The organism is Bacillus nitroreducens, assembly GCF_964021195.1.
In genome coordinates, this window is the sequence record NZ_CAXHYI020000003.1 from 1,966,649 (window position 1) to 1,979,717 (window position 13,069).

Annotated in this window: 15 protein-coding genes; 9 read left to right on the top strand and 6 right to left on the bottom strand. The window is 38.1% G+C overall.

The annotated features are described in order from the left end of the window. The first annotated feature begins 33 nt into the window (after positions 1-33). Positions 34-1,557, top strand: coding sequence for a sodium-dependent transporter (locus ACWPVE_RS13305; RefSeq protein WP_453994086.1), 1,524 nt, complete (start codon positions 34-36; stop codon positions 1,555-1,557). Further along, entirely contained in the window at positions 1,557-1,664 is a 108-nt protein-coding gene (locus ACWPVE_RS13310; RefSeq protein WP_453994088.1) for a methionine/alanine import family NSS transporter small subunit, read from the top strand. The genes ACWPVE_RS13305 and ACWPVE_RS13310 overlap by 1 nt, the downstream gene beginning before the upstream one ends. Positions 1,665-1,743: 79 nt before the next feature. On the opposite strand, the gene ACWPVE_RS13315 is transcribed toward ACWPVE_RS13310, so the two are convergent. Beyond that, entirely contained in the window at positions 1,744-2,682 is a 939-nt protein-coding gene (locus ACWPVE_RS13315) for a M23 family metallopeptidase (RefSeq protein ID WP_453997528.1), read from the bottom strand. A 299-nt stretch (positions 2,683-2,981) separates the two neighbouring features. On the opposite strand from ACWPVE_RS13315, the gene lipA reads away from it, so the two are divergent. Further along, on the top strand, positions 2,982-3,881 hold the full coding sequence (gene lipA, locus ACWPVE_RS13320) for a lipoyl synthase (protein WP_453994090.1): 900 nt from the start codon (positions 2,982-2,984) through the stop codon (positions 3,879-3,881). A gap of 163 nt (positions 3,882-4,044) precedes the next feature. Here lipA and ACWPVE_RS13325 read toward each other — a convergent pair whose 3' ends face one another. Further along, positions 4,045-4,815 (bottom strand): YhcN/YlaJ family sporulation lipoprotein, encoded by a 771-nt coding sequence (locus ACWPVE_RS13325; RefSeq protein ID WP_453994092.1) that lies wholly within the window; start codon positions 4,813-4,815, stop codon positions 4,045-4,047. 108 nt (positions 4,816-4,923) lie between these two features. On the opposite strand from ACWPVE_RS13325, the gene ACWPVE_RS13330 reads away from it, so the two are divergent. Further along, positions 4,924-5,199, top strand: coding sequence for a YutD family protein (locus ACWPVE_RS13330; RefSeq protein ID WP_453994094.1), 276 nt, complete (start codon positions 4,924-4,926; stop codon positions 5,197-5,199). A 264-nt stretch (positions 5,200-5,463) separates the two neighbouring features. Here ACWPVE_RS13330 and ACWPVE_RS13335 read toward each other — a convergent pair whose 3' ends face one another. Both ACWPVE_RS13335 and ACWPVE_RS13340 read right to left on the bottom strand, forming a co-directional pair. Continuing rightward, positions 5,464-5,694 (bottom strand): cytosolic protein, encoded by a 231-nt coding sequence (locus ACWPVE_RS13335; protein WP_453997530.1) that lies wholly within the window; start codon positions 5,692-5,694, stop codon positions 5,464-5,466. 117 nt (positions 5,695-5,811) lie between these two features. Next, a complete protein-coding gene (locus ACWPVE_RS13340) occupies positions 5,812-6,078 on the bottom strand; it encodes a DUF3055 domain-containing protein (RefSeq protein ID WP_453994096.1) in 267 nt (88 codons plus the stop codon). A 242-nt stretch (positions 6,079-6,320) separates the two neighbouring features. Here ACWPVE_RS13340 and ACWPVE_RS13345 point away from each other — a divergent pair, with 242 nt between their 5' ends. The 3 genes from ACWPVE_RS13345 (at position 6,321) to ltrA (ending at position 9,636) form a co-directional block, all read left to right on the top strand. After that, positions 6,321-6,758, top strand: a complete 438-nt coding sequence (locus ACWPVE_RS13345) for a DUF86 domain-containing protein (protein ID WP_453994098.1) — start codon at positions 6,321-6,323, stop codon at positions 6,756-6,758. A 249-nt stretch (positions 6,759-7,007) separates the two neighbouring features. Then, complete coding sequence (locus ACWPVE_RS13350) at positions 7,008-7,778, top strand: TIGR01457 family HAD-type hydrolase (RefSeq protein ID WP_453994100.1); 771 nt, start codon at positions 7,008-7,010, stop codon at positions 7,776-7,778. 559 nt (positions 7,779-8,337) lie between these two features. Then, complete coding sequence (gene ltrA / locus ACWPVE_RS13355) at positions 8,338-9,636, top strand: group II intron reverse transcriptase/maturase (protein WP_453994101.1); 1,299 nt, start codon at positions 8,338-8,340, stop codon at positions 9,634-9,636. Positions 9,637-9,817: 181 nt separating this feature from the next. On the opposite strand, the gene ACWPVE_RS13360 is transcribed toward ltrA, so the two are convergent. Beyond that, positions 9,818-10,024 (bottom strand): hypothetical protein, encoded by a 207-nt coding sequence (locus tag ACWPVE_RS13360; RefSeq protein ID WP_453994103.1) that lies wholly within the window; start codon positions 10,022-10,024, stop codon positions 9,818-9,820. Between the two features lie 176 nt (positions 10,025-10,200). Next, entirely contained in the window at positions 10,201-10,701 is a 501-nt protein-coding gene (locus tag ACWPVE_RS13365; RefSeq protein WP_453994105.1) for a phosphatidylglycerophosphatase A family protein, read from the bottom strand. A gap of 144 nt (positions 10,702-10,845) precedes the next feature. Between ACWPVE_RS13365 and yutH the strand changes: the two genes are divergently transcribed. Both yutH and ACWPVE_RS13375 read left to right on the top strand, forming a co-directional pair. Continuing rightward, on the top strand, positions 10,846-11,850 hold the full coding sequence (gene yutH, locus ACWPVE_RS13370) for a spore coat putative kinase YutH (RefSeq protein ID WP_453994107.1): 1,005 nt from the start codon (positions 10,846-10,848) through the stop codon (positions 11,848-11,850). 56 nt (positions 11,851-11,906) lie between these two features. Further along, a complete protein-coding gene (locus ACWPVE_RS13375) occupies positions 11,907-12,896 on the top strand; it encodes a 2-hydroxyacid dehydrogenase (protein WP_453994109.1) in 990 nt (329 codons plus the stop codon). Positions 12,897-13,069 lie beyond the last annotated feature (173 nt).

The following is a 13,069-nucleotide window of genomic DNA, read 5'->3' on the forward strand; positions in this document are numbered from 1 at the left end:
AACGGGCTAAAGTGGAAAAGGGGAGGTTTATTTATGGATAATCGTCCACAGTGGGGGACGCGACTAGGATTCATTTTAGCTGCAGTTGGTTCGGCGGTCGGGTTAGGAAACATTTGGAGATTTCCAGCGGTTGCGTATGAAAATGGCGGCGGTGCATTCTTTCTTCCATATTTATTTGCCTTACTGACTGCCGGAATTCCATTATTAATTATGGAGTTTACTATTGGGCACAAATATCGCGGTTCTGCCCCTCTTTCTCTCTCAAAAATCAGTAAAGGGAAAGAGTGGATCGGCTGGTGGCAGGTGGCGATTTCATTTGTTATCGCAACATATTATGCAGTCATTGTTGCTTGGGCTATGTCGTATTCTGTCTTTTCTTTTGGTCAAAAATGGGGAGATGATACTGGTGGCTTCCTTATGGGTGAGTACTTAAATCGAATCGATTTAGCAGGAGGCGAGATAGGCCAATTTGGTAGCATTGTGCCTGGGGTGTTCATTCCACTGGTAATTGTTTGGGTAGTTGCATTAGGTGTTTTATTCGCAGGTGTGAAAAGAGGAATCGAACTTGCAAACAGAATTATGATTCCTACATTATTGGTCTTATTTTTAATTATTGTTATACGTGCTGTTACCTTAGATGGTGCTGCTGAGGGCTTACATGCATTCTTTACACCGGATTGGTCTAAAATTGCAGATGGTAAGGTTTGGGTAGCGGCTTATGGACAAATATTCTTTAGCTTATCAATTGCTTTCGCTATTATGATAACGTATTCAAGTTACTTGCCGAAAAAATCAGATATTACAAATAATGCATTTATAACAGGATTTGCGAATTCAAGTTTTGAATTATTGGCTGGTATCGGGGTATTTAGTATTTTAGGATTCATGGCTGCTTCACAGGGCGTAGGTGTAGATGAAGTTGTTTCAGCTGGAGTCGGGTTGGCTTTCGTTGTATTCCCACAAATTATTAATGAACTTCCAGCATTCAATGGATTTTTTGGTTTCTTGTTCTTTGGATCACTTGTATTAGCTGGATTAACGTCCTTGATTTCAATTGTAGAAACATTTGTTGCAGGGGTACAAGAGAAGTTTAACATTTCACGTACTAAATCAGTTGCATACGGTGGTGGATTAGCAGCTTTATTATCCTTAGCATTTGCTACACAAGGTGGACTATTTTTCTTAGATGCCGCTGATTATTTCATTAACAACTTCGGTGTTGCTTTAGCAGGATTATTTGAGGTTGTTGCAATTGCTTGGTTTGCAAAAGAGCTTAAAAACCTTCAAAGCCATGCTGATGGGGTTTCAGATATTAAATTAGGTGCGTGGTGGAGAATTAGTTTGGGAGTTATTACACCTGTCGTTTTAGGTTATATGATGTTCGATAATCTTCGTCAAAACCTTACAGCTGAGTATGAAGGATATCCAAGAGAGTTTTTATTTACCTGGGGATGGTCAGTTGCAATCGGTGCGATTTTAATTGGAACACTATTCACAGTTAAAAAGTGGAATACTGCCCGTGTTGAAGTGAAATCTGGTAAGGGGGTATCACAATAATGGGTACTAGTGCAATCGTTATGATGATTATCGGAATTATAATTATCTGGGGAGGATTGGCGGCAAGTATTACGAACGCCATTAGTAAATCTAAACAAACAAAGTAGGACATAGGATATAAAAAGTGGGTCAATATATAGTACGGAACAAAGGCTGTGGTGATTAATACCACAGCCTTTGTTATTTCTAGCGCTTTCTAGATTTACGTTCTTCTCTTTCCCAGGCGCGTAAATGTGGATAGGGGTCAAAAGACCATTCCGTATATCCATTATCTTTGTACATCCCGTAATGAAGATGTGGAGGGAATTTTCCTGCTGTTCCCGGTGGGCCATATCCTGAGCTGCCGACTGAACCAATGATGGTACCAGGTTCAACAACCTGTCCAATTGCAATATCTTTAGCAAACCCATTTAAATGTGCGTAGTAGTGATATGTGTTATTGATATCTCGAATGCCAATTCGCCAGCCACCAAATCGGTTCCAACCCTTCATTTCAACAATTCCATATGAAGTTGCTCTTACTGGTGTTCCATAGCTTGCAAAAATATCCGTACCTTCATGCATTCTTCGGCCACCCCAGCCACGCGCATCTCCCCACGTATTTTTATAACTGTGATTATAGCCAAGCGGGACTGGAAACGCATGTTTATCTAAATCGAGTGTGCCGTATGTTGAATATATTTTGGCGATTCCCATAATGAGCGAGACTGACTTGTCTCGTTTGTAATAATCCCATAAACCAATTTTAAAATTATCAGGGTCGTTTCCATAGGCTAGAACTTGTTCGGCAATCGTCATCAGGATGTCTTCATCATTCGTTTGATCAGCAACACCGTCCCCGTTTCCATCCAGTCCAATGCCTCCAAAAAGCTGAATGCTATAAGGATTGGAGTCATTTGGATTCGGATTTAATGCTCCCGCCCAAACTTCAGGTTTGATATAGATTCCGATTAGACCCGTTTCCCTAGGAATGTCCTTGCGAGCACGACGAATGCTTCTTTCATATTGGTCGATTGCTGCATAGTAATACCATGGGATCTGGGTTACTGTTTCCATTTTTGTATAGAGGTTCATTCGTTCTTGAAAGATATTTTGTTGCTCTTTTTTTGTATTTTCACTTGCCATTGTAGGGGTACCCGTTAAAAGTAAACATATAACAACTACTATTCCAAGGGTTCTTTTCACAGCTCAAAAGTCTCCTTTCTTTAGATTAGACAGGATCTTGATCTATTCATATTGTTACGTATTGTATAGGAGTTAAATTAGGTTTTATAAAAGACTCTTCCAAGTTAGTTTGCTATATCGTCGAGTTTTCATAATCACTAATTGTTGGAAACCTAGAATTTTTCTAATAATCGAATACTTGGATTCTTACCTATGTTATGAGTATAATAGTGTTAGCCTTTGCATTGGAGTGATAATGTATGTCAAAAAAACAAGAATATCTTAGAAAACCCGAATGGCTAAAAATAAAATTGAATACAAATGAAAGCTATACAGGCTTAAAGAAAATGATGAGGGAAAAGCAACTACATACTGTATGTGAGGAAGCGAAATGCCCCAATATTCATGAATGTTGGGCTGTACGTAAGACGGCTACATTTATGATTCTTGGTGATACGTGTACCCGTGCTTGTCGCTTTTGTGCGGTTAAGACTGGGCTTCCAAATGAATTGGATTGGGCAGAACCAGAGCGCGTAGCAGATTCTGTCGCAATGATGGGATTGAAGCATGCTGTGATTACAATGGTTGCGCGTGATGACTTGAAAGATGGGGGAGCAGCAGTATTTGCTGAAACCGTTCGTGCGATTCGAAGAAAAAGTCCATTTACATCAGTTGAAGTTTTACCTTCAGATATGGGTGGAGTTTACGAAAATTTAAAAACGTTAATGGATGCAAAACCCGATATTATGAATCACAATATTGAAACAGTTCGCCGACTTTCTGACCGCGTTCGTGCGCGTGCAAAATATGAGCGCTCACTTGAATTTTTACGTCGTGCAAAAGAAATAAATCCAGATATCCCAACAAAATCAAGTATCATGATTGGACTTGGTGAAACGAAAGAAGATATCATCGAAACAATGGATGACCTTCGTGCGAATAATGTGGATATTTTAACAATTGGGCAGTACTTACAACCAACGAAAAAGCACTTAAAGGTTGAAAAATACTATCATCCAGATGAATTTGCAGAATTAAAAGAGATTGCTTTAAGCAAGGGGTTCAGCCATTGTGAATCTGGCCCACTGGTACGTTCTTCTTATCATGCAGATGAACAAGTAAATGCAGCAAAAGCAAATCAACAAGTAAAACAAGCATAAAAAGGGGAGAACCCCTTTTTTGTTTGGAGAAAAACTTCTATGGATCATCTCAATTGGATAAAAATCTGTTAAGGACTTTTAGCCTTCAAGATCCAAACAGGAAAGGAAGTGAAGAACATTTCTCCCGATTACTTAGCAAGAAATGTCCTTCATCCTTTCCGTCTTAGTTGGTACCTTTGTTTAAGAGATCTTTTCCAAATTCCCTTTTTTGTTTAATGCCAGGAGTATCGTGTTCGTGTTCAAATTCATCATCACTTTGAACGCTTGGGTTTTCAAGAAAGTCTTGGTGATCCTTTGCCCTGCGTTCATACTCAGGGTTAGGCCCACCTTCCATTTCTCCGTTTTCATTTTCCCCATCACTTACTTTGTATCCTTGAGGAGATTTGATCATTTGTTTTATCGTAGATGTAATGATTTGATCAATATTACGGCTATCAGAGTCGAGTCTGCCAAATCGTTCAATTTGATCCATCATAGTTGGATCGTCTGAAACATACACATGATAAAACCTTGGAACAACAGAAAGGGCTGCTCGTTTAACCTGATCGGCAACGAGGACACGGTCCTTCGCATCCGTTTCGTATGCTACCAGGACTTCTTCATCGGTAACAAGAGTACCAACGTCATTTACATTTGGAATGGTGGTACAGATTTTACTGATTAAATCCGCAACACTTTCTCGATCCATTGTTGGCATTGTATTATAAACACTCGCATCTCCAGGGACTGGGTTCTTTTGGTGACGAACATAGCCAAAGTTCGTCATTTCTTTTCCATCATTCTTAACCCCTCTTGCATTGTAAAGCTCATTTTGGTCGACACGATATATCTTATTTCCACTCTCATGATAAACTCCAGCATTGTCATCTGAAGCTCCACATGCAGTTAATGCGCTTAATGCTAATAAACCTGAAATGATCGTGTATTTTTTCAAGCTCTACACCTCCTCATTTGTAGGTTGACCATTTTATAAAAAAATTCGCATAGTAATTGATGGGTTGATTGGCTATAATGGTTATATAATAAGGGGTGTGAAGTAAAAGTGATTACCATTAACAATAGTACATATGAACTTGTTGATGAACTTAAAGGTGGATTTAATGAAGAGGCCTTTCGTGCGAGATATAGTGACATCCTTGCGAAATATGATTATATTGTCGGTGACTGGGGATATGAGCAGTTACGTCTAAAAGGTTTTTTTGATGATAAAAACCAAAAAGCGTCTTTCGATACAAAAATTAGTACTCTTTCCGAATATTTATACGAATATTGTAACTTCGGTTGTGCTTATTTTGTTTTAAAAAAAGTAAAAAAATAAGTACAGGCTAACGTCCTGTACTTTCAGAGTGTAGACAAAGTCAAAAACTTGACTTTGTCTACACTCATTTTTATAGGAAACACTAGTAGGATTCACTTTCCCAGACTGTCTTGAAAACGCTGGTCAGACAAGTCGCGCTCACTGATCGAAGACGCGAATAGAAGTTGTCTTCATGAACGGACGAGTGAGGCTAGAAACGAAGTATACGCGCGTTTGTCAATAGTCTGAAAGTACAGGCTAACGTCCTGTACTTTTTGATATGTCTTAATCATAAGGAGGTTCGGCATTTTCTTCCTTATCATCGTGTGTAGGGTGAGCACCAGGGAATTGTCTCGGTAGGTCCTGATGTAGTGATTTGAACTCATAGTTAAAGTTACTATACGTTCGCTGTCCATCTTTCCAAGGGGTGCTCTTGTTCTCTACAGGTGTATCCTTTCCTCGTTCAGTACCATAAGGCCCTTCTGGATACTCCTCAAAGGTAAGAAAGTTCCTCATCGTCTCCACATTTGAAAAATCGGTATACTTTATTTCTTCTTTATCTTTTTCTTTATCCGCCAATTGAAAACACCTCGCTTCTTACTACTAGTATTTTCAATCATTTACTGGTTCATGTCAGACAATTTCATACAGAAAAGCACGTAATTCTTCTGCTTCATCTTCGTTCAATTGATAAGCATGTTCAATATATCCAGGTTCATCAAGGTCATCTCTGCCAATAATAGCAAAACGGTTACTCAAGATATTTAAGACGATATGCTTGCCATAATAGCGATCAGATTTAAGAATCGCTAAATCATAACGTTGATGTTCTCCCATAAAGCTTACAAAGCGTGTTTGAGTATCAACCGTATCATCATATAAGTAAAAACGTTCAGTCATATAGGACTCCCCTTTGTTATAACAATTGTACATCAATCATATCAAAGGTTTTTTATTTAGGAAACGAATTCATGCACGATACAGTAAAAATTAGCTGGAATAAGAAAAATTCCTAATAAGGTCTCATCCACTAAAACATCTAGGGAGCTATCGTTTCACTTAACGAATGTAATCCTACTGCTGTATGTTTTACTTTATGGTAAAATAGTGATGGATGACGATAATAACTAGAAGGTGATACTGTGTATTTTGTAGACCGAGAAAAGATTGAAAAGACCCTTCTTTTTTACGAAGAAATGCTAGGATTAGTAGAAGTGGATGCAAAATGGACAAGCTCAATTGAAATGAAAGCGTTAGAGCGAATATCCCATTTATTAATTGAGGCTATTTTAGATGTGGGAAATTCAATGATTGATGGATTCATTATGCGCGACCCAGGGAGCTACGAAGATATCATTGATATTTTAGAGGATGAAAAAGTGGTTTCAACAGCGGTTGCAAATGATTTAAAAGAAATAATTCGCTTTCGAAAAGTGATTGTTCAAGATTACCTTGAAATTAACCATGATGAATTAATTTCGAATTTGCATAAGAATAAAGACAGCCTAGCCATTTTTCCACAAGCGGTACGAACCTATTTGGAAAATGAATTAGGACCTGTCTCAGCATTTAAAAACTAAAAAACGTGTGTTCAATTTAGAAGGATGAAGAGACCGCGTCGATAAGAACGTAACCGTGTTTCACAGTGTAGAGATGTGTTTTTCCAACGCGTCGAACATTTTAGGCGGTGAGCCGTACGAGTGAGAGTAAATCACTCCAGACAAACTCAATTTACAACAATCAGATGAGTTGGAAATTGGTTGAGTTCTTTGTCGATGTGTCCTATTCATCAGATCTTTTGAACATCTACTAAAAAGGTGATAAGAATAGTGAAAAGATATAAAGGTTACTTAATTGATTTAGATGGAACAATGTACCTAGGAACTGAGCGTATTAACGAAGCATGTGATTTTGTTAATGCTCTAAATGAGAAACAAATTCCATATTTATTTGTTACAAATAATTCATCAAGAACACCTGCTCAGGTAGCAGCAAAGCTTCGAGATTTTGACATTGCTTGTACGGAAGATCAAGTTTTCACAACTAGTCAAGCAACGGCCAATTATATGTATGACCTAAAGAAAGGGAATACTGTATATGTGATTGGTGAAGAAGGAATTCGAATGGCCTTACAGGATAAGGGCTTTATCATTCAAGAAGAAAATCCAGACTTTGTTGTGGTTGGGATAGACCGCTCGGTAACTTATGAAAAATTTGCACTAGCATGTTTAGCTGTCCGTAACGGAGCAACTTTTATCTCAACAAATGGTGATATTTCCATTCCGACTGAAAGAGGTTTTTTACCTGGAAATGGTTCTCTAACTTCGGTGGTTACCGTATCGACTACTGTTCAACCTATTTTTATAGGAAAACCTGAGAAAGTCATTATGGAGCAGGCTCAAAAGAAATTAGGTATTGCAAAAGAAGATACGTTAATGATTGGCGATTATTATGATACGGATATTAAAGCTGGAATGAATGCAGGTATCGATACATTACTTGTTCATACAGGCGTAACTACTCCAGAACTACTTAAAGGATATGATCGCCAGCCAACCTACGCAATCCACAGTTTAAAGGAATGGATGGAAAGAATTTAAAAACGCTCGACTGAGCGTTTTTCTTTTTAGCGTGCCCAGCAAGCCGTTAATTGCTAGTTGGTGGGAGTCCAACCTGAGTAAGTGCCAAGACGCTCAGTAGCTGACAGGCAACTGGTGGAGAAATCCTAAGGTTGAAGCCCTGTGACAAAGTAACTCTCGTAGAGAGTGCGAGCAAGCTAACAGGTTGTAACATGAAGTGAATCCTGCCGCCTCGTAAAAAGAGACCTTTAAATAAGGACAAAGAGAAGTCGAGACTGGTGAAAATAGGCGAAGACCATGGAAGGTGTGGAGAACTTGGAAATACAGCACCGAAGAATCTCTCGGGGTAAGGGGAACGACATGTTAGTAAAGTAGTTAACGGAACTGGGATACCCTCCTCGTCACTTTCTTACGAAAGTAAAGCAGAAACCTATAAGTGCAAACGAAATGGTGGATGGATGAGAGGGAGTCGGAGGGGGTCATAGTACCAATGATGACAACGACAACATAACGTTGTCTAGGGAAGGACGGCATAAGCCAATACCCTACTTTGTTCACAAGTTTAAAGGAGGTAAGAGTAGTGAATGCTGGAAAACTAGCTAACTACACCGATGTAAAAGCTCGAGAACTCTGGAAAACTTTATATCTTTGTGCCAAGGAAAATCCTACACGGCGATTTCATGCGTTATATGACAAAGTATATCGACCAGACATACTTGCAGAGGCATGGCGTAGAGTTAAGAGTAAAAAGGGAAGTGGCGGAATTGATGGACAAACGATTGAAAAGATTGTCCTAGAATACGGTGAAAGTAAGTTTATGAATGAACTTTATCTAGAACTCAAAGAGAAAAGATTTCGACCGAAACCTGTTAGAAGAACATATATCCCTAAAAGTGATGGGAAACAAAGACCGCTAGGTATCCCAACAATCAAAGATAGAATAGCACAAATGGCAATGAAAATGGTTATTGAACCTATTTTCGAAGCGGACTTCCAAGAATGCTCGTTTGGTTTTAGACCAAAAAGAAGTGCCCACAAGGCAATAGCGAAGATAAGAAAGACAAGCAAGAAATCCTATTGGGTAGTAGATGTTGATATAAAAGGTTATTTTGATAATATCAATCAAGATAAACTCATGAACCTTATTCAAATGAGAATTAGTGACAAAAGGGTTTTAAGTCTTATCCGCAGATGGCTTAAAGCTGGAATCATGGAAGATGGCCATTTCCGTGACTCCGTCACAGGCGTGCCGCAAGGTGGGGTCATTTCGCCGTTATTATCGAACATCTATTTAAATGTGTTGGATTCCATTTGGATAAAGAAATTCTCTCATTTAGGAGAGTTGATTCGCTATGCAGATGATTACGTGGTAATGTGTAAAACCAAGAAACAAGCACTTGAAACCATAGAAGTAATAAAAGGTATTATGTACAAACTTGACCTTACACTAAGTGCTGAGAAATCTAGATTGGTCAATATATGGGGTGACTCAGATGGTTTTGACTTTCTGGGATTACATCATAGAAAGTTTCCTGTAATGAACAGGGGAGGCTCTAAAATCTATGCCATGTCACATATTCCGACAAAGAAAGCAATGAAGAATATGAGATATAAAATTAAAGAATATACCGGGAAAAGGAATAAGCTTTTCCTAGATATGCTTGAATTGATAAAGGGACTGAATAGGAAGCTCCAGGGATTCAAGAATTACTATCTCATCTCACCAATCGCCAAGAAATGGCTCAACAGAATTGATTGGTATGTAATCGAAAGGTTAACGCTGTTTTGGAATAAGAAGAGAAATAAACGCAATAAACATAGTGGGATTGGTCAAGTTAATAAAATGACTCAACATACACTTGTGAAATTGGCAAAGTAAGGAAAGTACGTAAAGCCAAAGAAAGAAGAACATCGGAAAGCCGTATGAGGGAAAACCTCACGTACGGAATTGATGAGGGGAAGCAGGAAAAGAAATTGCCCTCCTATCTGGCTTAGTAAGGTGGAACACCCTGAAACCCGAAGACAAAGAAGGCAATATTTAATTCCTGTTTTCTACTCTACTATGAAAAAATAGGCCCAATTATAACAAGAGTACTACCGATTACGGTCAAGAATGTAAATGTTTTTAGGCGTCTCAACCAGCGCTTTACCATCGTTCTATGTAGAATTTGATCATCAAGATTTGTAAATTCTTTTCTAAAAGGAACTAGGATAAAAAGTGCCCATACTATAAAGATAAGACCTACGATTTTAAAGTACATGTTCATCTATATCCCCCTCTTTAAAAAAGTTCGGAAATTCAGTCTACGATTAGTAATCAATAAAAAAGACCAAATCTGGATTGATTTGGACTTTTCCCTTTTGTCTAGCACAAGGTGCCATCAAGCTAATCAAGTCAGAAGGCAACGCTTGTCGCCTAAGGCTGTGGACTTTGTGCTTTTTATTAATTAGTATTTGCTGCTCTATGTGCTAAACGACTTGATGCTGCAGCTGCAATTGCCCCTACAATGTCATCTAAAAATGTATGGCATTCTCCAGAAGATTTATCATTTAAACGTTTCAAGATACCAGGCTTTTTCTTGTCTATATATCCATAATTTGTGAAACCAATCGATCCATAGACGTTCACGATAGAAAACGCAAGGATTTCATCGACCCCATAAAGCCCTTCGTCAACTTTAATGGTTGACAATAGTGGCTCCTCAAGTAACCCTTGTTCAGCTAATTTGTCTAGTTGAATCCCTGTTAACACAGCATTTTGAATTTCACGTTTCGTTAAAACACGATCAACGTTATGAATACATTCCTCCATTTTTAACTCAGGGTGATATTTACTTTGAAGATAATATACTAGCTCTGCAATATCTTGGATGGTGACGCCTCTTTCCTCTAACCAACGTCTTGCAGTGCGTTCAATATCATTCATTTTATTTTCTTCACTCATATTGTTCACCTAATTTCTTCTGATTTCTAAATCAATTATTTCTAATATTTACTAGTTTACCACAAGTAATGGGGTTTTGTTTCATATAGATGGATTAGAAAGACAATTACGTAGTTACATAGTATGTGCGAGGAGTGATGATTTATGAACGAAGCACTTTATGAGAAATACAAATTGAAAGTGGATCGTTATATGCATGTATTTGGCTATGAAGCCATCCTTTATCGGAATATAGTATATTGTATTGTGCCAATACCAAATTTGGAACAAGAAGAATTGTTTGAAATGAAACATCTTAGTGATTATATGATTCAAAAAGGCGATATTCGCGTCGGTTCGATTTTACCAACAACAGATGGAAAATTGAGCACAAACATTGATAATAAAGAGATCGTGATCATTAGATGTCCTGCTTACAGCTATAGGATGCCCCATTCTATCGGATATGAATTAGCACGATTTCATAAGAGAGGGAGAAGCTTTCCTTATCAGATAAATAAAGTCAATCGAATCGGCCAATGGAAATACCTATGGGAAAAAAGAGTGGATCAAATGGAACTGTTCTGGAAGGAAAAAGTGAAACAACACCCAGAAAATCGTTTTGAAACATTATTTATTGAAGCATTTCCCTATTATTTGGGACTAACGGAAAATGCTATCCAATATCTCGTGGACACCGAAATGGATGAAACACCAACTACAATTGATTCTGCGACCATCTGTCACCACCGTTTTACACAACAAACATGGCATCAGGATTCCTACACAAAACTTCCAACAGATTGGGTGTTTGACCATTATACCCGAGATTTGGCAGAATTTATCCGCAGTCTTTATGTAAGTGGAGACACGCGGCAAAGCGGACTGATTGCCCACTTTTTACAAGAATATCAGCAGGTTTCACCCTTATCCACCTTTTCCTGGAGGCTTCTATATGCAAGACTCCTCTTTCCACTTCATTTTTTTGAGTGTATTGAAGGGTATTACATGTCAAAGTCTGATCAAGAGAGAGAAAAACAATCTCAACAATTAGACTCAATCTTAACTCATTCTAGCGACCATGAACGTTTTTTAGCCTCATTTTTATCAAATGTAGGCATTGGTGAGAAAAGGTTGAAAATTCCAAGTATTGATTGGCTTCAAAATTAAATAAATATGGTACTATAATATAAGATTCTTTAACAAATATTGCTAAGAGGTGGAATATGAAGAAACCATATGTGTTTATTACTAGAAAAATTTCCGAAAAAGTAATTCAACCATTGATGAATGTTGCAGATGTACATATGTGGCATGAAGAGGAAACCGCTGTTCCAAGGGAGGTGCTGCTTGAAGAGGCTAAAAAGGCAGATGCTCTATTAAGTGTAATAACAGAAAAAATCGACAAAGAACTTCTTGATGCAGCGCCTCATTTAAAAGTGGTAGCAAACCTTGCTGTTGGATATGACAATATCGATGTAGAATATGCGAATAAAAAGGGAATTGCTATCTGTAATACACCAGATGTGTTAACAGACACAACCGCCGACTTAACGTTTGCCTTATTACTAGCAACTGCAAGACGAGTTGTAGAGTCAGCAGAATTTGTTAAAAATGGTCATTGGAAGAGCTGGAGTCCCCTATTGCTAGCAGGTCATGATGTCCACCACAAAACAATAGGCATTGTTGGTATGGGTAAGATTGGGGAAGCAGTGGCTAAGCGGGCGACTGGCTTTGATATGAATATTTTGTACCATAATCGTTCACGTAACGTAACAGCAGAAGAGCGTATTGGTGCGTCCTATGTATCTATCGAAGAATTGCTCGAAACGTCTGATTTTGTTGTAAGCTTAATTCCATTATCTGCAGAAACAAAAGGATTCTTTAGTAAAGAAAGTTTTAAGAAAATGAAAAAATCGGCAATCTTCATTAATGCTTCAAGAGGAGCAGTAGTAGATGAAGATGCTTTATATGATGCATTAGTGGAGGGAGAAATTGCCGCAGCGGGATTAGATGTGTTTGTAAAAGAGCCCGTGGATGTGAATCATCCATTATTAACACTTCCGAATGTTGTGGCCTTACCTCACATAGGTAGTGCGAGTATAGAAACTCGAGAAGCGATGATGGCATTATGTTGTAAGAATATTGAACTTATCTTAAGTAATAAACAACCAGAGACACTTGTGAACAAAGAATGGGGACTTTCAGTTAAGTAATTTTAATCGAGCACCCTGGAGCTTATAGGGTGCTCTTATTCTTTAGCAAAAATTTTTCCATAATAAAAAAAATTCCCTTTAATTTTACCGTGTTATACGTTTATAATTAATAAAATTTAAAATTAGTACTTGTAAAAGTATTGTATCCCCACTATAATGTCTTTTATAGGAAG